Genomic DNA, 19,378 nt, shown 5'->3' on the forward strand with positions numbered 1-19,378 from the left:
GGCAAACGCCGCTTCGGTCCGAGTCGTCCGAGCGGTCGATTGTCACCGGCTTCCCGTCCTACCGCGGGAGTAGTGCCGGCGTAGCTCAGATGGCGTAGTCCGTCCCCGTGGTCGGCTCGGCCTCGGGCCCCTCGTCGGTGTAGCCGCGCTCGCAGAAGTCGAGGGCGGCGTCCCGGTCCCTGGCCACGCCGCCGATCGGGGGCGGGCAGTACGGGTCGTAGTCCGGGTCGCGCGGCATCGGTCCCGTCTGGGCCTTGACGCTGACCAGGCCGAGGACGCGGTACCAGACGTTGATTCCGTCGGGCCGGACCGCTTCGAGCGCGCGCGGCTCGCCGTCCTCGCCGAAGCGCTCGGAGTGGACCGTGTAGCCGATTGCCGGGAGGTGCCGTTTGAGGGCCGCCACGTAGTCGCGGCGGACCTTCGCCGTCTCGGAGTCGTCGAGGGTGAAGGTGTAGGACAGCTCGTACTGGACCGTGTCGGGGTCGGTCCCGGCGAGCTCGGCGAAGGCGCGGCTCTCGAAGCCGGGGAAGTCCGGCAGGGCGGCGACGGTCTCGCGCACGGCGTCCTCCATGCGCGGCCAGGGGTCCTCCCGCTCGGGTGCTCCTCGGCTCATGCCCGTCTCCTCCTAATGCACGCGGTCGGTCTGGCCGGTGACGATGAACGCCATGTTGTCGCGGGCGGCGTTGCCCTCGTTCCAGTAGTTCGTGTGGATGTCGAGGGGGTTCCAGCTCATCGCGTCGCTGTCGAAGGTACGCGCGCCGAAGTCGTCGTCGACCGGGCTCGGGCCCATGCCGAGGCTGTCGCCGCCCGGCAGCGGGATGTCGATGACCGCCGGCACGTGGATGACGTCGCCCGGGGCGGTCGTCGCCCACACGTCGTCGGGGTCGATGCCGAGATCGGCGGCCCGGTCGACGTTCATGCCGGGACTCGCCACCGCGATGATCTGGTCGGTCGCGAGCCCGTGCTCCTTCGCGGACTGGCCGACGACCGTGGAGCCGTACGAGTAGCCGACGACGGTGGTCGTCGCGTGGGCCGGGTCGCGGTTCGCGGCCTCCAGCCCGCCCATGAACGACGAGAGGCCGCCGGAGGCGTCCTTGGCGTAGGACAGGGAGTGGGCGTCGGCGACGGGGTGGTCGGGCGCGTCGTAGCCGAGCCACATCACCATCGCCGTGTCCTCCCTCGGCGCGGCCTCGTGGGCGTCGTGGGCCATGGCCGCGGCGCGGTCGTAGTCGCCGCTGCGGCCGAGTTCGGCGCCGGTGCCCGGCACGAACACGGCGGTGTTGTCGGCGGTGTCGGGGTTGCCGATGGCGATGATCGCCTTGCCGTCGCGGGAGGCGTCGTAGCCGAGCAGGTAGTGGTCCTGGCCGGTGACCCGGTCGGGGCCGTCGACGCGGTCTTCGAGGGCGGCGAGGTCCCGCCTGGTCTCGGTGAGCGCGTCGAGGCGGCCGCGCAGTTCCTCGGCGTCCTCGCCGCGGCCGGACCGCTCGGCGGACGCAATCTCCTCATTTATATGAGATATCTCGGCATCGAGGTTTTGCAGCTCGGTGCCCAGCCGTCGCCGATTCGCCTCGTCCCTCGCGTCGCTCGGGACGCCGTCGGCAGACCCGACCAGTTCGGGACTGCCGGCCACGAGCGCGTCCTGAGCAGTGCCGCTCAGGGAGTCCCACCAGCCGTTGACCTCCTTCGGAGAGGCGCCGGAGGCGAGCATCTCGGTGAGCTCGGCGGCCGGGTCCTCCGCCGCCGACAGCGGCGTCCGACCGGGGGCGGCCGTGTCGGCGACGAGGCCGATCCGCGCGCCCAGCTCCTCGTCGACCTCGGTGGCCCGGTCCAGGATCGCGGCGAGCCGTTCGGCGAACTCGGGGGAGGAGTCGCCGTCGCCTTCGGCGCCGAGGACGACGCCCGCCGCTTCGGCCTCGGCCGCCAGTTCGCCGAGGTCTGCCTGGCACTCCCGGAAGGCCTCGACGGCGTCGGCGATCGCGGCGGCGGCCTTCCCTGCCGGGTCGATGCGCTGCTCCAGCTCGGCGACGGCGGCCTTGATCCGCTCCCTGGCCGCGTCGGGCGCGTCCCCTGCCCAGTGGTCTTCGCTCAACTGCCGGTCGAGGACGCCCTCCAGGGCCTCGACCTGCTCGCTCAGGTGCGCCGCGAACGCCGTCCAGCGCTCGCCCACGGCGGCGAGCACGTCGAAGTCGGCCTCTTGGAGGGCGCTAAAGCCGATGCTCATCGAAGGTCCCCGCGTTGTGGTCGTCGGTCTCGACGGTCGCGTCGGCGCTGGCGTCGAGCTGCCCGGCGAGCTCGTCGACGGCGGCCCGGTGACCGGGGACGTGCCGCTCGTGCCAGGTCTCGGCCATGGACGCGACCGCGCCGATGCCCGGGAACTCGGCGGTGTCGGCGGCGGCGGGGAGCCGTCCGGCCTCCTCGGCGACGGTCGCCATCTGCTCTGGCAGTGTCGAGGCCGATTCGCGCATCGCGGCGGCGGCCGCTCTGACCTCGTCGGGTTCTATGTGGAACCGGGACACGTCGCCGCTCCTGAGGGGCCGTGTGGGCAGTAACGCGCTCACAGTAGTCGAAAGGGGCGAACACGGCAAGGGCCCCATCGTGAAACGATGGGGCCCAACGCTACCGCGCTATGGGACGCCGTACCGCAGGTTCACTCCGGCTACGCCTTCGTGCTGTACCGCAGGTTCACTCCGGCTACGCCTTCGTGAACAAGACCGCCGCGTTGTGGCCGCCGAAGCCGAAGCCGGTGTTCATCGCGGCGTCGAGGTCCTTCTTGCGGGCCTCGTTCGCCGCCACGTCCAAGTCGAGCTCCGGATCCGGGTTCTCCAGGTTGATCGTCGGCGGGATGACCCCGTCGTGGATCGCCATGATCGTCGCGATCGACTCGACCGCGCCGGCCCCGCCGAGCAGGTGCCCGGTCATCGACTTGGTCCCGGTCAGGACCACGTGGTCGCCGATCTCGCGCTTGACGCCCTTGACCTCGGCCATGTCGCCGACCGGCGTCGACGTCGCGTGGGCGTTGACGTGGCCGACGCTCTTCGGGTCGATCCCGGCCTGCTTGATGGCGGCGCGCATGGCGCGCCCGCCGCCGTTGCACTCGGGGTCGGGCTGCACGATGTCGAAGCCGTCCGAGGTCAGACCGGAGCCGGCCACGACCGCGTAGATCTTCGCCCCGCGGGCCTCGGCGTGCTCGCGGCGCTCCAGCACCAGCGCGCCCGCGCCTTCGCCCATGACGAAGCCGTCGCGGTCGCGGTCCCAGGGGCGCGAGGCGCGTTCGGGCTCGTCGTTGCGGGTCGACATCGCCTTCATGGACGCGAACCCGGCCATCGGCAGGCCGCCGATGACCGCTTCCGCGCCGCCGGCGATGGCGACGTCGGCGCGGCCCGCGCGGATCATGTCGGCCGCCCACGAGATCGCCTCGGCCGAGGTGGCGCACGCGCTGGTCGGGGCGTGGACGCCCGCCTTCGCGTGGAACTCCAGGCCGACCACGGCCGCGGGGCCGTTGGGCATGAGCATCGGAACGGTGTACGGAGAGACCCGCCGCGGTCCCGTCCCCTCCAGGATGTCGTCCTGCTCGAGCAGCGTCAGTGCGCCGCCGATGCCGGAGCCGAACACCACCCCGAGGCGTTCCCTGTCGAGGTCGTCGCTCAAGCCCGCGTCGCCCCACGCCTGCTGGGCGGCGATGAGCGCGATCTGCTCGGAGCGGTCGAGGCGACGCAGCCTGATCCGGGGCAGCACCTCGGAGGGCTCGACGGCCAGTTGGGCCGCGATGCGCACCGGGAGCTGCTGCGCCCACTCCTCTTCGAGGGCGTTGACGCCCGATTTCCCGGCGACGAGAGCTTCCCAGGTCGACGCCACGTCCCCGCCGAGCGGGGTAGTCGCGCCGAGCCCGGTGACGACTACCTCAGTCACATCAACCCTTCTCGATGTAGGAGACGGCGTCGCCGACGGTCTTCAGGTTGGCGACCTCGTCGTCGGGGATCTTGACGCCGAACTTCTCCTCGGCGGCCACCACGACCTCGACCATCGCCAGCGAGTCGACGTCCAGGTCGTCGGTGAAGGACTTCTCATCGGCGACGTCGTCGGGGTTCACGCCCGCGACCTCTTCGAGAATGTCGGACAGCCCTTCGCGGATCTCGTCACGAGACATGTGTTTGTTCCTCTCGATAATTACGGGCAGCGGATGACTTGCCCGGCATAGGTGAGCCCGCCGCCGAACCCGAACAGGAGGATCGGGGCGCCGGAGGCGACCTTGCCACTTTCTACCAACTTCGACAACGCCAGCGGCACCGATGCCGCGGAGGTGTTGCCCGAATAGACGATGTCCTCGGCGATGACGCAGTCCTCGCTGAAGTCCAGCCGCTTGGCGATGCCCTGGATGATCCGCAGGTTCGCCTGGTGGGGCACGAACGCCGCCAGCTCGGAGATCTTGACGTCCGCCCGTTCGGCGACCCGCTCGATCAGCGGTGCGAGCTGGGTGGTGGCCCAGCGGAACACGGTCTGGCCGGCCTGCTTGATGAAGGGGACGTCCTCTTCGATCCGGATGACGTCGCTCATGGAGGGCTCCGAGCCCCACACGACCGGGCTGACGGCCAGCGCCGGGTCGTCGGTGCCCTCGACGACGATCGCGCCGGCGCCGTCGCCGAAGAGGACGCACGAGGAGCGGTCCTCCCAGTCGGTGACGGCGGTGAGCTTCTCGGCGCCGATGACGAGGGCGCGGGTGGCGCTGCCGGTCCTGATGGCCATGTCGGCCTGGGCGAGGGCGTACTCGAAGCCCGAGCAGGCGGTGTTGACGTCGATGGCGGCCGGGGTGGCGATGCCGAGGGCGTCGGCGACCCGGCAGGCGGTGTTGGGGCAGACGTCCTTGGCCGAGACGGTGGCGACGATGACCATGTCGATGTCGGCCGGGCCGTATCCGGAGTTCGCGAGCGCCCGTTCGGCGGCCTTGACCGCCATGTCGGCGACCTTCTCGTCCTTGGCCGCGATCCGGCGCTCCTTGATGCCGACCCGGCTGACGATCCACTCGTCGGTGGTCTCGACGATCTTGGCGAGGTCGTCGTTGGTGAGGACCTTCTCAGGCTGGTAGTGGCCCACGCTGATGACGCGGGATCCGTTGGCGCTCACTGGACTCCTTCACTGGCGGCGAGTTCGGCGGCGGCGGCCAGGTCCTCGGGGGTGTTGATGTTGAGTCGTTCCACGCCCTTGAGGGCCCGCTTGGCCAGGCCCGTGAGCGTCCCTGCCGGCGGGAGTTCGATGACAGCGGTGACGCCCAGCTCTCCAAGCGTACTCATGCAGGCGTCCCATCGGACCGGAGAGGTGACCTGGTCCACCAGCTGACGCAGGGCCTGGGCGCCGGTCGGGACGGCCTGGCCGTCGCGGTTCGACAGGAAGGTCCGCTGCGGGTCGGCGGTGGTGACGCTCCCCGCGAAGGCCTCCAGGGCCGCGTGGGCGGGGGCCATGTGCGGGGTGTGGAAGGCCCCGGCGACCTTGAGCGGGATGACGCGGGTGCGTTCGGGCGCGTTCTGGGTGAGCTTCTCGACGGCGGCGACGGGCCCGGCGGCGACGATCTGACCGGCGCCGTTGCGGTTGGCCGGCCAGGCGCCGGCGGCCTCGATGGCCGCGAGGACGTCGTCTTCGACGCCGCCGAGGACGGCGGCCATGGTGGTGGGCTCGATGTCGCAGGCGGCGGCCATCTCGCGGCCGCGGACGGCGGCGAGTTCGATCGCGGCCTCGGGGGTGAGGATCCCGGCCAGCGCGGCGGCGGTCAGCTCGCCCACGGAGTGGCCGGCGACGACGCTCGCGCTGCGGAGCGGGAGGCGCTCGGCCGCGAGGAGCCCGGCGGCGACCAGCAGGGGCTGCGTGTTGGCGGTGTCGGTGATCTCGGCCTGGTCGGCTTCGGTGCCGAGGCGGACGAGGTCGAGGCCGATCGGCTCCGACCACTCGCGGAGCTTCGCGGCCGCGGCGGGGTCGGCGTCGATCCATGGCGTGAGGAACCCGGGCTTCTGCGAACCCTGCCCGGGAGCGAGAATGGCAAGCACATCTAGACTTTCGCTCAGTGACCACCCGGAACGGGAGCTTCTGGAAGACTGAAAGCCCGTCCGGTTCTTGTAGGAAATCTACAACACTCGTTGTTAACTGCGCGAACGCCTCGTGCTCGGCGAGCTCTCCAGGCGGCCTATGGTCAACCCCACACGCAGCACGAAGGCCTGATGCGGATCAGTGGGGGAGAAACCGGTCACCTCCTGGATGCGGCGGAGGCGGTACCGCACCGTGTTGGGGTGGACGTACAGCTCGCGGGCCGTGCCCTCCAGGACCCCGCCGGAGGCGATGAACGCGTCCATGGTCTCCAGCAGCTCGCCTCCGGCGCGCCGCAGCGTCACATAGACGCCCTCGCGCAGTTGCAGGCGGGCGGCCTCGTCGCCGGCGATGGCGCGCTCGGGCAGCAGCTGGACGGCCGTCACCGGGCGCGGCGCGTCGGTCCAGGCCGGTGCGGCGCGGTGCCCGGCCACGGCCGCCAGCGCGGAGTTCGAGGCCTCGGCCAGGCCGGTGACCGTGGGGCCGACCACGATCGGGCCCTCGCCGAACTGGCCGGTGAGCTTCTCGACGATCTCCAGCGGGTCGGCGACGCCGCCGAGGAGGATGACCAGGCGGGCGCCGTGGACGCCCGCGAGGACGTCGAGGCCGAGGCGGCGGGCGGCCCGCTGGACGCTGTGGAGGACCAGGGTGGCCTCGCCGCCGGGCGTGTTGCCGCAGACGACGGTGATGGACTGGGTCTCGGACCAGCCGAGGGCGGCGGCGCGGCCGATGAGCTCGTCGGAGGAGTCGCCGCGCAGCAGCGAGTCGACGAGCATGGCCTGGAGGCGGGCGTCCCAGGCGCCGCGGGTCTCGGCGGCGCGGGCGTAGACGCGGGCCGCGGCGAAGGCGATCTCGCGGGAGAACCGCAGGACCGATTCGCGCAGCTGCTCCTCGTCGTCTTCGGCGGCGAGCGCCGGCACCTGCTCCTCGACGACGTCGATGACGACCTGGATGAGGGCGACGGTGTGCTGGAGGCTGATCGCGCGGGCCAGCTCGACGGGGGCGGTCTCGAAGACCATGTCGGAGCTGCCGAGGTCCTCGCCGCCGGAGCGCAGCCACTCGAGGAACTGGCGCACGCCCGCCTGGGCCACCAGGGTCACCATCGAGCGCTGCTCGGCCGGTAGTTCGCGGAACCAGGGGAGCCGTTCATCCATTCGGGTGAGCGACTGGGTCGTCAGCGCCGATGAGGAGCGTTCGATGTTCTGAATGGTGGTGGCCAGATCCATGCCCTATAGCCTGCCAGACGTGGTGCGCGCCTCGCGCCGACGTCGGGCGGAATACGGGACTTGCCACTATCGTTGCCCGAATAGCACCGAAATCGAGCCACGATAGAGAGGCGGCCTGATTTTATGGCCACGGTTGCACTGACCAAGGACACCTTCGAAGACACCGTCACCGACAACGGCATCGTGCTGGTGGACTGGTGGGCGGATTGGTGCGGTCCCTGCAAGCAGTTCGCGCCGACGTACGACGCCTCGAGCGAGAAGCACGACGACATCGTGTTCGGCAAGATCGACACCGAGGATCAGCAGGAGCTGGCGTCGGCGGCCGGCATCCAGTCGATCCCGACGCTGATGGCCTTCCGCGACGGCATCCTCCTGTTCAACCAGCCGGGCGCGCTGCCCGGTGAGGCGCTGGAAGAGGTCATCCGGCAGGTGCGGGCGCTCGACATGGACGAGGTCCGCGAGCAGATCGCCAAGGAAGAGGGCGCCGAGGACGCTCAGGCGTAGCACCCGGCGATCCCGGGGGCAACCGCATACGACATCGGCGGGGGCGGGCGTGCCACGGCACGCCCGCCCCCGCCGTGCGCCCGGCCGTCAGCCGAAGGGCGATTCGGGTACGAGCTCCCTGTAGGCGCTCAGCACGTCGGCGGCTTCGATCGTCACCATCTGTTCGGCGGTCGGCTCGGCGTCGCCGAGTGTCTCGAGAAGCCGCAGGTCGCGCTGTGCGGCCGCCTTGCGGCACAGTTCGCGCGCGAAGCGGCCGTTGCCGAGGTCGTCGACCATGCCCTGGTCGGCGGCGAATCGGAAGCAGGTGGCGAGCGCCTCTTCGGCAGCGGCGGACGGTTCGTCGCCGGCCGCGGCGCAGACGGAGGCCGCGATGTCGGTCAGTTCCGCGGCCGAATAGGACGGGAAGTCGACTACGGTGGAGAACCTGGACTTCAGGCCCGGGTTGGTGGCGATCAGCTCGTTGATCTCCTGGCGGTAGCCGGCGAGGATGATGACCAGCCGGTCCCGCTGGTTCTCGGCGGCGGTCAGGATCTCCTGGAGGGCCTCGTCGCCGAACGCGTCCTTGCCTCCCGCGTAGCCCGCCGCGTTGGACAGGGCGTACGCCTCGTCGATGAACAGGATGCCGCCGAGCGCCGCTTCGATCTTCTCCCTGGTCTGTTTCGCGGTCTGGCCGAGGTACTGGCCGACCAGGTCCCCGCGCTGAGTCTCGACGACCTCGCCGTGTTCGAGCAGCCCGAGCCCGGCGAGGATCTCTCCCATGATGCGGGCGACGGTGGTCTTGCCGGTGCCGGGCGGCCCCGCGAACACGAAGTGGTGCGGCCGCGCGGCGGCCTTCAAGCCCTTGTCCTGACGCAGCGCCGCCATCTTGAACTGGGCGGTCAAGGTCTTGACCTGTTGTTTGACCGGCTCAAGGCCGATCATCCCGTCGAGCTGCCGCTTGGCCTCGGCCAGCATCTCGGATCGTTGTTCGGCGGTGAGATCGCCTTGCTCGCCGGTGGCGGCCTCAGGCCCGTCCGTCCGCTCCACCCGGCGCCGCGACGTGGTCTCCGCCGGGGCGGGAGCCTTGGCCCGCTCGGCGAAGAGCTCGGTCTCGGGGGAGCACCGGTAGGCGTGCTGGAACGCGCGAGACGCCTTCTCGTTCTCTCCCAGGCCTTCCCACGCGAGGCCGCGCGCGAAGGCGACCTCGCCTTCGAAGGCGCCTCCGGGATCGAGTGTGGCGGGGAGCGGCTCCAAGGCGTCGAGGGCCGCGTAGTGCATGCCCAGGAGAGCCAAGGCGAGGCCGTTGTACAGCTGCGTCTCGTCCTTGAGGAAGCCGTCCTCGATGCCGCGGGCGAACTTGACCACGTCCTGCCACTCCTGCCTGCAGAAGGCGTGCCGCGCGCGGAGGAACCGGATCTGGTCGTCCTCGGTGGCGACCGACTCCAACCAGGCCCGCGCCTGGTCGTGCTCGTCCTCGTCGATCGCTTTCGCGACCTTGGCGAGCCAGACGTCGCCGACGTTGCTGAGCCGGTAGGTCACGTACAGCCCGATGTCGAACCGCGACTGGAGTTCCACCCCGAACCTGGAGCGCAGGCCGCCGAGGAGGCTCCGGTGCTCGTACATGGCGTCGACCGCCTCGGGGCGGCGCCGCCCGGCCGCGTGCAGTCCCAGCCACACGTCGGCGGCCCTCGGGTCGTGTCCGACGGCCGCTTCGAAGCTGTCCGCGGCTCGCTCGGCCTCTCCGCTGTTGAGCAGCGCGACACCGTGCTGCCAGAGGTGGGCACAGGTTTCGGCGGGGGTCTGATGCTGCATTCGATCTCCGGGGCGTTCTCGGGGAGGCGCGGGAGCGGCGCGTTTCGGGCACCGAGTCTATAAGGGCGCTGCGAGCGCGGCCGCGACGGAAAGAGGGCCGGGAGGATCACCTCCCGGCCCCGCTCTGTTCGGTGTGCGACTAAGAGTCGCCGCCGGCCTCGCCCGCCTCGGCGGCGGTGGGGTCGGTGATCTGGTACTTCGCCGCGGCCTGCGAGGCCAGCTCCGGCTTGACCTCGCCGCGCGCGGCCAGCTGCTGGAGCGCCGCCACCGCGACCGACTCGCCGTCGACGTTGAAGTGGCGCCGCAGCGCGCCGCGCGTGTCCGAGTGGCCGAAGCCGTCGGTGCCCAGCGAGGTGTAATCGCCCGGCACCCAGCGGCTGATGAGGTCGGGGACCGACCGCATGTAGTCGCTCACGGCCACGAACGGCCCTTCGGCGCCCGACAGCTTCCGCGTCACGTACGGGACGAGCTTCTCGGCCTCGGGGTGGCGCAGGTTGTGCCGCTCGGCCTCGACCGCGTCGCGGTTGAGCTCCGACCACGAGGTGACCGACCAGACGTCGGCCGACACGCCCCAGTCCGAGGCGAGCAGCTCGGCGGCCTTCTGCGCCCACGGCATGCCCGAGCCCGAGGCGAGCAGCTGCACGCGCGGCCCCGAGCCGGAGCCGGACGCGACCTTGTGCAGGCCCCGGAGGATGCCCTCGACGTCGACGCCCTCGGGCTCGGCCGGCTGCACGATCGGCTCGTTGTAGACGGTCAGGTAATAGAAGACGTGCTCGCCTTCGCCGTACATGCGGCGCAGGCCGTCCTGCATGATGTGGCCGATCTCGTAGCCGAACGCCGGGTCGTAGGACACGACCGCCGGGTTGGTGTGGGCCATGAGGATCGAGTGGCCGTCCTCGTGCTGGAGCCCCTCGCCGTTGAGCGTGGTGCGCCCCGCCGTCGCGCCGATCAGGAAGCCGTTGCTCAGCTGGTCGGCCGCCGCCCAGATCGCGTCGGCCGTGCGCTGGAAGCCGAACATCGAATAGAAGATGTAGAACGGGATCATCGGCTCGCCGAGCGTGTCGTACGAGGTGCCCGCGGCGGTGAACGCGGCCACCGAACCGGCCTCGTTGATCCCCAGGTGCAGCAGCTGCCCCTGCTCCGACTCCTTGTACGACAGGAACAGGTCGCGGTCGACCGACAGGTACTGCTGCCCGTGCGGGGAGTAGATCTTCGCGGTCGGGAACATGGCGTCCATGCCGAAGGTGCGGGCCTCGTCCGGGATGATCGGCACCCAGCGCTTCCCGATCTCCTTGTCGCGCATGAGGTCCTTGAGCAGGCGGACGAGCGCCATGGTGGTGGCGACCTTCTGCTTGCCAGAGCCGCGCTTGGCCGACTTGTAGGCGTCGTCGCCCGGCAGGTTCAACGGGATGACCGTGTTCTTGCGCGAGGGGATCGAGCCGCCCAGCTCGTGGCGGCGGGCGGCCAGGTACTCGGCCTCGGGACTGCCGTCCTCGGGCCTGAGGTACGGCGGCCGGTACGGGTCGGCCTCCAGCTGCTCGTCGGTGACCGGCATGGCCAGGGAGTCGCGGAAGCCCTTGAGGTCGTCCAGCGACAGCTTCTTCATCTGGTGGGTGGCGTTGCGGCCCTCGAAGGTGGAGCCGAGCTTGTAGCCCTTGACGGTGTGGGCGAGGATGACCGTCGGCTGGCCCTCGTGCTCCATGGCGGCCCTGTACGCCGCGTAGATCTTGCGGTCGTCGTGGCCGCCGCGGCGCAGGTCCCAGATCTGGTCGTCGCTGAGGTTCTGGACCATGGCCTTGGTGCGCGTGTCGCGTCCGAAGAAGTGCTCGCGGACGAACGCGCCGGACTCGGCCTTGAAGGTCTGGTAGTCGCCGTCGGCCGTGGTGTTCATGAGGTTCACCAGCGCGCCGTCGGCGTCGGCGGCGAGCAGCGGGTCCCACTCGCGGCCCCACATGACCTTGATGACGTTCCAGCCCGCGCCGCGGAAGTAGGCCTCGAGCTCCTGGACGATCTTGCCGTTGCCGCGGACCGGGCCGTCGAGGCGCTGGAGGTTGCAGTTGACGACGAAGGTGAGGTTGTCGAGCTCGGCGCCGGCGGCGAACTGGAGCGCTCCCCGCGACTCGACCTCGTCCATCTCGCCGTCGCCGAGGAAGGCCCACACCTGCTGCTGCGAGGTGTCCTTGATGCCGCGGTCGTGCGCGTAGCGGTTGAACATCGCCTGGTAGATCGCGTTGATCGGGCCCAGACCCATCGACACGGTCGGGAACTGCCAGTAGTCGGGCATCAGACGCGGGTGCGGGTAGGACGGCAGGCCGCCCTGGGCGCGGGAGACCTCCTGGCGGAAGCCGTCGAGCTGGTCGGCCGTCAGACGGCCTTCCATAAAGGATCGGGCGTACATGCCGGGCGAGGCGTGGCCCTGGAAGAACACCTGGTCGCCGCCGCCGGAGTGGCCCCGTCCCCGGAAGAAGTGGTTGTAGCCCACTTCGTAGAGGTTCGCGGCCGAGGCGTAGGTGGAGATGTGGCCGCCGACGCCGATGCCCGGGCGCTGGGCCCGGTGGACGGTCATCGCGGCGTTCCAGCGCACGTAGGCGCGGATGCGCTGCTCGACCTCCTCGTCGCCGGGGTAGTGCGGCTCGTCTTCGACCGGGATGGTGTTGACGTAGTCGGTGCTCGTCGCCGCGGGGACGGCGATCTGCCGTTTGCGGGCGTGTTCGAGCAGCCGCTGTACTACATAGCGGGCACGAGTCCGCCCGCCTGCGTCAAGGAGGCCGTCCAGGGATTCCAGCCATTCGCTGGTCTCCTCGGGGTCAGTGTCCGGTACTTGGGTCGGCAATCCGTCACTGATGGGCGGCCGGTTCTGTTCCGTGGTCACGGGCGATCCCTCGTTCTTAGACTGCACTGTCGATAGGGCAGAGTGTCATCGATTTCTACCATCCTCCCCCGAATCTACCGCGACCGTCGCCCGCCCACCCGGGTTGATGCGACCGCGCCCACACTCTCGGCGACCTCGACCGTCGCCCACCTGCGTGATCGCCCGACGGCGACGGCATCGAAGATCACAACTCCGTGAACGTGTGCTCACCTCCGCTTCAAGCGGTGTTGCATTCGCATTCGCCTCGGAGCGGCATGCTTCCGGACCGCGTGGGCGGGCGGCAAGCCGCGCAAGCGACCCATATGCTGCACCTCATATGCTCTACTTCATATGCTGTGCACAAGCTCAGATGGAACACGGATGGAGGCGACGACGTGAACGCTCCGGGCAGCCCGGTGGACGGAAGCAGCGTGGCGCAGAGACTCGGACTCGACGGCGTCGAGGCCGTCATGGAGATCGGCTTCGACACCGATGTCGACGCGACCTTGCGCGCCGCGGTGGTCGAGGCGGTCGGCGAACTGCTCGGGGAGGACTCCGACGAGATCGTCGACGCCGTCCTGCTGTGGTGTCGTGAGGACGACGGCGACCTGGTCGACCTCCTGCTGGACGCGCGCGACCCGCTCGCCGACGGGGGCACGGTGTGGCTGCTGACCCCCAAGGCCGGCCGGGAAGGGCACATCGACCCGGTCACGATCGAGGAGTCGGCGGCCCTGGCGGGCCTCCAGTCCACCAAGACGCTCAACGCCTCCCCGGACTGGGTGGCCTCGAGAATGGTCGTGGCCCGGCGCTGAGGCGCCACCGAGGCGGGCGCCCCCAGCGCCGCGCCTCGGAACGGACGGCCGCACCCAGCGCCATGGCACGCCTCGCGGCGAGCCTGTATCGGGCCACGCCGGTTTCGGAGCCGGGGAGGCGGCCCGAGCGGGAGGCGCGGCAGCGCGGGTCGTGGTGGGGCCGCCGCTTGCGGCCCGGCCCGAGACGTTGGACTCCCCAGGCCCCCGCGGGCGGTCGCACCCCCGAACGCGCCTCGGCCACGCCGGTTTCGGAGCCGAGAACGGCGCTCGGCTGCGAGGCGGCACCGGCCGGTGCAGGACCTCCGCTTGCGGTCCGATGCTTTTGAGCCTCATCCGCACTGGTTCTCATTCGCACCGGGCCGCTCGGCGTGCGGCCGCGGCCCGGCGCTACCGTCGAGCCCGTCAGACCACCGACGGCCCTCCGCCCGGAGGCCGGTATTGCGCAAGGAGCACCCATGCCGATCGAACCCGGAACCACCGCCCCGGACTTCACGCTCAAGGACCAGAACAACCAGGACGTCACGCTCTCGGGCTTCCGCGGCGACAAGCACGTCCTGCTGGTGTTCTACCCGTTCGCGTTCACCGGCGTCTGCGAAGGCGAGCTGTGCGGCATCAGGGACAACCTGGACGCCTTCCAGTCCGACGACGTCCAGGTGCTCAGCGTCTCGATCGACTCCCCGTTCGCCCACAAGGTGTGGGCGCAGCGCGAGGGCTTCGAGTTCCCGCTCTTGAGCGACTTCTGGCCTCACGGCGCGGTGGCCCAGTCCTATGAAGTCTTCAACGAGGACAAGGGCATGGCCAACCGCGGCACCTTCGTCATCGACAAGGCGGGCGTCGTCCGCTTCAGCGAGATGAACATGCCCGGTGAGCCCCGCGACCAAGGCGCTTGGCAGAAGGCCCTGGCAGAACTCCAGAGCTGACAGCGGGACCGCCGAGCCGCCGGGGTTCCCCCCGGCGGCTTCGCCGTGCCGCGCCTCGGCGCAGTTCGGCATCGCCGCTCTTCGCTCGTTCACGCCATCGACCACCCCCTGAGCGGACATGTGTCGGTTCCAGCTGTCGGCTGCCGCTCCGAGCCGTGTCCCGGGGAGGCTTCGGTGTCGCCTCTCCGCTTCTTCACGCCATCGACCTCCTCCTTACTAACGCTCGTGCCCTCTAGCGCTCGTGTGGCGGTTCCGGTCGACCGCCCGCCGAATTCGTCGTGTTCTCGGGCTTCCGACACGGCAGGGCCTCAGTGAGCCCCGCCGAAGACGCCGCACCTCCTTTCTATTCCTCGATGCCGTCGGAGCGGGGGTCTGGGAAGACGAGGCGGAAGCGGCAGCCGTCCCCGGCCGGACCTGGACTCTCCACCGTCACCTCACCGCCATGCGCCTGCGCGATCTGGCGCGCGATCGGCAGACCCAGGCCCGTGCCCGCCCCCTCCCCGCCGTGCCAGAACCGCTCGAAGACGCGCTCCCGCCCGGCCTCGGGAATGCCCGGCCCGTGGTCGGTCACCGTCACCTCCGCTCCGGCCCGCGAGCGCTCCACCTCCACTTCGACCGCCGAACCGACCGGTGCGTGCTTCACGGCGTTGTCCACCAGGTTCGCGACCGCCCTGCGCACCGTGGCCTCGTCCACCGCGCACTCCACCGGCCCGCCGGCGGGCCCCGCCAGCTCCACCGACCTCGCCGCCGCCGGGGCGGCGAAGTCCTCCAGCACGCCCCGCGCCAGCGCCACGAGGTCCACCGGCCGCCGGTCGATTCGGCGGGCCCGCCCGCGCGCGTCGATCAGCAGCTCGCTGATCGTCTCCCGCATCCGCTCGGCCGAGGTCCGCGTCCGCTCCAGGCCCTCCCGGTACAGCTCGAGGCTCGGCGACGGATGCTGGAGCAGCACTTCGGCGCCCGCGATGAGCACCGACAGGGGAGTGCGCAGCTCGTGGCTGGTCTCCTCGATGAGCCGCCGCTGCACCTGCGCGGCGTGCTCCAGCCGGTCCAGCATGGCGTCGAAGCTCGCCGCCAGCGCCACCGCCTCGCTCGGCCCGCTCGCCGGCCCGATGCGCAGACTCAGGTCCGAGGCCTCGATGTGCTCCGCGGCCGAGCGGATCCGCTCGAACGGCCGCACCGCCCGCCCCGACCACCACCACGCCAGCGCCACCGCGACCGGCCCGAGCGCCACCACCGTGACGACCGTCCAATCCGATGGATCCACCATGGACCGATCGGCCTTCCAGCCCTGGCCGTCCGAGTCGAGCTCGGTTATCTCGCTCTCGGTCACGGAGGTGATCACGAACACCAGCAGTACCGGCAGGTAGATCGCCAGCGAGCCCGCGAAGGTGAGCCGAAAACGCAGCGAACGCATGGCCCGGATCATGGCGACTCCTGCAGCTGGTAGCCGACGCCCGTGATCGTCACGATCGGCGCGGGCGCGCCGAGCTTGCGCCGCAGCCGGCTCAGGATGACCCGCACCGAGCCGGTGAACGGGTCGGCCTGCGCGTCCCAGACGTGCTCGAACAGGTCCTCGGCCGAGACCGTCCGCCCTGGATGATGCATGAAGTAGCGCAGCATCGAGAACTCTCGCGGCGTCAGGGCCAGCTCCTCCTCGCCTCTCCAAGCCCGATGGGCGGCCAGGTCGAGCCGCAGGCCGCCGACGGTGAGGACGGCGCTGCGGGTCTCGGCCCGCCGCGCCAGCGCCCGCAGCCGCGCGGCCAGTTCCTCGAAGCTGAACGGCTTGACCAGGTAGTCGTCGGCCCCGGCGTCCAGGCCCGCCACGCGGTCGTCCACCGCGTCCCGCGCGGTCAGCACCAGGATGCGCCGCGGGCGCCGCAGGCACGGGTCGTCGGCGAGCCTGCGCACCAGCTCCATGCCGTCGCCGTCCGGCAGCCCCAGATCGAGACAGGCGACGTCGAAGTTGTTGCAGCACAGCAGCTCCTCGGCTTCGGCGCAGCTCGCGGCGAGATCGACCGCGTAGTGCTCGTTGCGGAGCCCCAGCGCGACGACCGCCCCCAGCTCGGGGTCGTCTTCGACCAACAGGATGCGCATGCTCAGGCCTTTCGCTCGTGCGCCGCTCAGGAGGACCGGTCGGCCTCGACGGCCCCTTCGGGGCCGGCGACGGTCATCAGCTCGCCGTCGAAGGACACCCGCACGCCGAGTCCGGCGCCGTCGAGGCGTTCCTGCCGGTAGTCGCCCTCGCCCGTCGGCACCAGCGTGAACACGGGAGGCCCGGGGTCGAGCAGGACCGCGGCGACGCCGCCGTGCTCGTCGACGGCGTACCAGGCGAGCGTCGTCTCGTCGGCCTCGATCGTCACATAGGTCCGCAGCTCGCCCTCCTCGACCACGGTGCCCACGGTCGTGATCTCGCCGAGGGGGCCCAGCTCGGACTCCAGGACCTCGCGTTCCTCCCGGCCCGCCTCGGTCCCGCCCGCCAGGAGCGCGGCGACCGCCGCCTCGTGCCGCTCGACGTCCTCGGCGGTGAAACCGCCGGTCGGCACGAACAGCGCGTCGATCGCGTCCGCGCCGTCCGCGGCGACCTCGAGCCGGTCCTCCGCGGCCGTGACGGTGAAGACCGAGCCCGAGTCCAAGGCGTACGCCCCCTCGGCCGCCGCGAGCTCGGCGGGGTCGACCTCGACACCGGTGTCGGGGACCGGCGGCGGCTCACCGGCCGCCAGTGCCGGGCCGATCGCGTCGAGCAGCTCCGAGGCGGTGATCTCCGAGGTGTTCGAGGTGATCGCCAGCGATCGCCGTGTCTCCGGCAGCCACACGGCGACCGCGTTGTGCCCGGTGTCCCCGCCTCCGCCGGCGACCGTGTAGACCGGGACGCCGTAGGCCGTCTCGTCGAGGGCGACCCAGCCGGGGATCTCCGAGGTGCCGTCCCCTTGGTCGAAGACGGTGCCGGTGAGCAGCTCGACCGCCTCGGGCGCGATGACCTCCCCTTCGAACAGGGCCGCCGTCCACGCGGCCAGTTCGGAGGCGGTCATCGCGAGATCCCCGTTGCCCTCCATCGCCCAGTACGGCCCCGCGAAGTCGCCGAGCGAGGCGGCGGGCGCCCCGTCCACCAGGCCGACCGCCTTGTCTCCCCGCGGCGCCGGCTCGCCGTCCCAGAAGCCGCCGATCCGCCCGTCCGATCCCGGCAGGCGCATGATCTCGGCGGCCATGTACTCCCGGTAGCCGCTGCCCGAGAGCTCGTCGATGATCAACGCCAGCAGCGTGTATCCGCTGTTGGAGTACCCGAAGCCGGTGCCCGGCCCGAACGAGGACTCCAGTTCGCTCAGGGCCGCGATCGCCGCGTCCCGGTCCAGCGGGACGTGGTCGTCGCCGTGCGAGCCACTCAGGCCGCTGGTGTGCAGCAGCAGCTGCTCCACGGTGGCCTCGGCGGCCGGGCCGCCGAGGCCGGGCACGAGATCGCCCGCGCGGTCGTCGAGCGCCAAGGCGCCCGCGTCGACCAGGTCGAGCACGGCGGCGGCGGTGAACGACTTGCTGACCGAGCCGATGGCGAACACCGTCTCCTCGGTGTTCGGGACCTCGTTCTCGGCGTCGGCGAAGCCGAAGCCGGCCTCGCAGGCGAAGCCCTCCTCGCCGGTGATCGCGATCGAGCCGCTGAAGCCGGCCTCGGCCCAACGGCTCAGGGCGCCGACCAGTTCGTCGTCGCAGGCCGCCGCCTCGGTGTAGGCGGTCTCGTCGGATCCGGCGGGCTCGGTGCCGCAGGCGGTGAGCATCAGCGCCGCCGCGGCGATGGAGATGATTCGTCTCATGGGGAGCACCGTACGGACCGGGCTGTGAACCTGATGTAAACGAACGGACGCCCTCAGCGGCGCGCGCACTCGACGCAGCACCGCACGAAATCCCGCACGACCGGGTCGTCGTCGCCCGCCCGCGTCCAGGCGACGCCGACCGTGCTCGGGCTCACGCCGCTGACGGGCCGGTAGACCACGCCGGGGCGCGAGTAGAAGCGTCGGGACGACTCCGGCGCGAGCGCGATCCCGTAGCCGTTGGCGATCGCGCTGAGCCAGTCGTCGGACTGCTCGGTGACGGCGCCGATGCGAGGCGGGCGGCCGTCGCGCTCGTCGGTCGCGAGCCAGTAGTCGCGCCACGGCCCGGTCTCGACCGGAGCGGCCACGAACGGCTCGTCCCACAGCTCGGCGAACGCGATCTCCTCGCGATCGGCCAGCGGATGGCCCTCGGCCAGCGCCACCCACCGCGGCTCGGTGAACAGCTCCGCGATCCGCAGCCGCTCCCGCCCGGGCAGGGGCAGGCGTAGCAGCGCGACGTCCACCTCCCCGGTGTCGAGCCCGGCCGTCGGCTCGGACCAGGTGGTCTGCCGCATGTCGACCCTCCAGTCGGGACGGAGGCGGTTGAACGCGGCGATGATGTCCGGTGTGGCCTCGTTGGCGGCGCTGGCGATGAACCCGACGCGGAGCACCCGCGCCGCCGCGCGCCCGGCGAGCTCGCAGGCGCGCACCGCCGCGTCCCAGCTCTCCAGCAGTTCCGGCGTGCGCTCGGCCAGAGCCCGGCCCGGTTCGGTGAGCGCCATGCCGGCCTTCGACCGGGTGAACAACGTGACGCCGAGCAGCCGCTCCAACTGCTTGACCTGCTTGGTGAGCGCGGGCTGGGAGATGAAGAGCCGCTCGGCCGCGCGCGTCAGACCGCCCTCCCGGGCGACGGCGGCGAACGACCGGAGCAGCCGCGTGTCCACATCCATTCCCAGAGGTTATACATACAGGTATTGGATGCCTTCGGAGAACTCGACAAGACTTGGCGGCGAACACAGCCGACACGAGAGGGCACCGGATGCTCGCCGCCTATGCCATTGTCACCGTCCTCACGATCGCGGCCAACGTGTGGGCCGCCGTCATCGACTTCATGAAGGCCGATCCCGTGGTCGCCAACTCGGACGCGCTCGGTCTCCCGCGCTCCTGGCTCTTCTGGCTCGGCGTGCTCAAACTCGCCGGCGCCGCCGGCCTCACCCTGGGCCTGCTCGGGCTGCGCCCGCTCGGCGTGGCCGCCGCGCTCGGCCTCGTCCTGTTCTTCGTCGGGGCGATCATCGCCCATCTGCGGGCCCGCGTCCTCGGCAACATCCCGTTTCCCGGCGTGTTCCTCGCGCTGGCGGTCGCGACGCTCGCCCTCACCGCCGCCCAGTAAGCCGTGCCGAAG

Annotated in this window: 17 protein-coding genes and 1 pseudogene; 4 read left to right on the plus strand and 14 right to left on the minus strand. The window is 71.1% G+C overall.

All coding sequences use genetic code 11. The features are described 5' to 3' along the window. Positions 1-85 precede the first annotated feature (85 nt). The 8 genes and pseudogenes from YWW_RS0107515 to YWW_RS0107550 all read right to left on the minus strand — a co-directional run bounded on the left by YWW_RS0107515 (position 86) and on the right by YWW_RS0107550 (position 7,298). The gene (locus tag YWW_RS0107515) at positions 86-613 is read right to left on the minus strand and encodes a hypothetical protein (RefSeq protein ID WP_155830004.1); all 528 of its coding nucleotides are present in this window, start codon (positions 611-613) and stop codon (positions 86-88) included. Positions 614-625: 12 nt separating this feature from the next. Continuing rightward, on the minus strand, positions 626-2,221 hold the full coding sequence (locus YWW_RS28910) for an alpha/beta hydrolase (RefSeq protein WP_051325498.1): 1,596 nt from the start codon (positions 2,219-2,221) through the stop codon (positions 626-628). Then, positions 2,205-2,516 carry a type VII secretion target gene (locus YWW_RS0107525; RefSeq protein ID WP_026929645.1) on the minus strand — a complete coding sequence of 104 codons (312 nt, stop codon included), beginning with the start codon at positions 2,514-2,516 and terminating at the stop codon, positions 2,205-2,207. The genes YWW_RS28910 and YWW_RS0107525 overlap by 17 nt, the downstream gene beginning before the upstream one ends. Positions 2,517-2,691: 175 nt before the next feature. After that, on the minus strand, positions 2,692-3,909 hold the full coding sequence (gene fabF / locus YWW_RS0107530; protein ID WP_026929646.1) for a beta-ketoacyl-ACP synthase II: 1,218 nt from the start codon (positions 3,907-3,909) through the stop codon (positions 2,692-2,694). Between the two features lies 1 nt (position 3,910). Further along, positions 3,911-4,147, minus strand: coding sequence for an acyl carrier protein (locus tag YWW_RS0107535; protein WP_026929647.1), 237 nt, complete (start codon positions 4,145-4,147; stop codon positions 3,911-3,913). 20 nt (positions 4,148-4,167) lie between these two features. Beyond that, a complete protein-coding gene (locus YWW_RS0107540; RefSeq protein ID WP_026929648.1) occupies positions 4,168-5,121 on the minus strand; it encodes a beta-ketoacyl-ACP synthase III in 954 nt (317 codons plus the stop codon). A gap of 14 nt (positions 5,122-5,135) precedes the next feature. Then, positions 5,136-6,035, minus strand: a pseudogene (locus YWW_RS0107545) (ACP S-malonyltransferase); the annotation flags it as partial. Between the two features lie 93 nt (positions 6,036-6,128). Further along, on the minus strand, positions 6,129-7,298 hold the full coding sequence (locus YWW_RS0107550; RefSeq protein WP_026929650.1) for a PucR family transcriptional regulator: 1,170 nt from the start codon (positions 7,296-7,298) through the stop codon (positions 6,129-6,131). 123 nt (positions 7,299-7,421) lie between these two features. Between YWW_RS0107550 and trxA the strand changes: the two genes are divergently transcribed. Next, on the plus strand, positions 7,422-7,802 hold the full coding sequence (gene trxA / locus YWW_RS0107555; protein WP_026929651.1) for a thioredoxin: 381 nt from the start codon (positions 7,422-7,424) through the stop codon (positions 7,800-7,802). A gap of 87 nt (positions 7,803-7,889) precedes the next feature. Here the strand turns inward: trxA and YWW_RS0107560 are convergent, their stop codons facing one another. After that, positions 7,890-9,593, minus strand: coding sequence for an AAA family ATPase (locus tag YWW_RS0107560; RefSeq protein WP_081687265.1), 1,704 nt, complete (start codon positions 9,591-9,593; stop codon positions 7,890-7,892). A gap of 139 nt (positions 9,594-9,732) precedes the next feature. Beyond that, positions 9,733-12,465, minus strand: coding sequence for a pyruvate dehydrogenase (acetyl-transferring), homodimeric type (gene aceE / locus YWW_RS0107565; protein ID WP_026929653.1), 2,733 nt, complete (start codon positions 12,463-12,465; stop codon positions 9,733-9,735). A gap of 374 nt (positions 12,466-12,839) precedes the next feature. Between aceE and YWW_RS0107570 the strand changes: the two genes are divergently transcribed. Together YWW_RS0107570 and YWW_RS0107575 are read left to right on the plus strand one after the other, a co-directional pair. Continuing rightward, on the plus strand, positions 12,840-13,256 hold the full coding sequence (locus YWW_RS0107570; RefSeq protein ID WP_026929654.1) for a DUF3052 family protein: 417 nt from the start codon (positions 12,840-12,842) through the stop codon (positions 13,254-13,256). 455 nt (positions 13,257-13,711) lie between these two features. Continuing rightward, positions 13,712-14,176: a peroxiredoxin gene (locus YWW_RS0107575; protein WP_026929655.1), complete on the plus strand. Its 465-nt coding sequence runs from the start codon at positions 13,712-13,714 to the stop codon at positions 14,174-14,176. Between the two features lie 343 nt (positions 14,177-14,519). On the opposite strand, the gene YWW_RS28915 is transcribed toward YWW_RS0107575, so the two are convergent. Genes YWW_RS28915 through YWW_RS0107595 form a run of 4 tightly spaced genes read right to left on the minus strand, consistent with a single transcriptional unit; the run spans position 14,520 to position 18,926 of the window. Next, complete coding sequence (locus YWW_RS28915; RefSeq protein ID WP_051325499.1) at positions 14,520-15,602, minus strand: HAMP domain-containing sensor histidine kinase; 1,083 nt, start codon at positions 15,600-15,602, stop codon at positions 14,520-14,522. Then, entirely contained in the window at positions 15,599-16,270 is a 672-nt protein-coding gene (locus tag YWW_RS0107585) for a response regulator transcription factor (RefSeq protein WP_026929656.1), read from the minus strand. The genes YWW_RS28915 and YWW_RS0107585 overlap by 4 nt, the downstream gene beginning before the upstream one ends. A gap of 26 nt (positions 16,271-16,296) precedes the next feature. Next, a complete protein-coding gene (locus YWW_RS33860; protein ID WP_026929657.1) occupies positions 16,297-17,979 on the minus strand; it encodes a serine hydrolase domain-containing protein in 1,683 nt (560 codons plus the stop codon). 53 nt (positions 17,980-18,032) lie between these two features. Continuing rightward, a complete protein-coding gene (locus YWW_RS0107595; RefSeq protein ID WP_026929658.1) occupies positions 18,033-18,926 on the minus strand; it encodes a LysR family transcriptional regulator in 894 nt (297 codons plus the stop codon). 89 nt (positions 18,927-19,015) lie between these two features. On the opposite strand from YWW_RS0107595, the gene YWW_RS0107600 reads away from it, so the two are divergent. Continuing rightward, the gene (locus YWW_RS0107600) at positions 19,016-19,366 is read left to right on the plus strand and encodes a DoxX family protein (RefSeq protein ID WP_026929659.1); all 351 of its coding nucleotides are present in this window, start codon (positions 19,016-19,018) and stop codon (positions 19,364-19,366) included. Positions 19,367-19,378 lie beyond the last annotated feature (12 nt).

The sequence above is a fragment of the Glycomyces tenuis DSM 44171 genome, from assembly GCF_000427885.1.
GTDB classification, from domain to species: Bacteria; Actinomycetota; Actinomycetes; order Mycobacteriales; family Micromonosporaceae; genus Glycomyces; species Glycomyces tenuis.

Bases quoted from the DNA above. Each gene is read 5' to 3' on its own strand.
- YWW_RS0107515 (WP_155830004.1), bottom strand. From the start codon at position 613: ATGAGCCGAGGAGCACCCGAGCGGGAGGACCCCTGGCCGCGCATGGAG.
- YWW_RS28910 (WP_051325498.1), bottom strand. From the start codon at position 2,221: ATGAGCATCGGCTTTAGCGCCCTCCAAGAGGCCGACTTCGACGTGCTC.
- YWW_RS0107535 (WP_026929647.1), bottom strand. From the start codon at position 4,147: ATGTCTCGTGACGAGATCCGCGAAGGGCTGTCCGACATTCTCGAAGAG.
- YWW_RS0107550 (WP_026929650.1), bottom strand. From the start codon at position 7,298: ATGGATCTGGCCACCACCATTCAGAACATCGAACGCTCCTCATCGGCG.
- trxA (WP_026929651.1), top strand. From the start codon at position 7,422: ATGGCCACGGTTGCACTGACCAAGGACACCTTCGAAGACACCGTCACC.
- YWW_RS0107560 (WP_081687265.1), bottom strand. From the start codon at position 9,593: ATGCAGCATCAGACCCCCGCCGAAACCTGTGCCCACCTCTGGCAGCAC.
- YWW_RS0107575 (WP_026929655.1), top strand. From the start codon at position 13,712: ATGCCGATCGAACCCGGAACCACCGCCCCGGACTTCACGCTCAAGGAC.
- YWW_RS28915 (WP_051325499.1), bottom strand. From the start codon at position 15,602: ATGATCCGGGCCATGCGTTCGCTGCGTTTTCGGCTCACCTTCGCGGGC.
- YWW_RS0107585 (WP_026929656.1), bottom strand. From the start codon at position 16,270: ATGCGCATCCTGTTGGTCGAAGACGACCCCGAGCTGGGGGCGGTCGTC.
- YWW_RS33860 (WP_026929657.1), bottom strand. From the start codon at position 17,979: ATGAGACGAATCATCTCCATCGCCGCGGCGGCGCTGATGCTCACCGCC.
- YWW_RS0107595 (WP_026929658.1), bottom strand. From the start codon at position 18,926: ATGGATGTGGACACGCGGCTGCTCCGGTCGTTCGCCGCCGTCGCCCGG.
- YWW_RS0107600 (WP_026929659.1), top strand. From the start codon at position 19,016: ATGCTCGCCGCCTATGCCATTGTCACCGTCCTCACGATCGCGGCCAAC.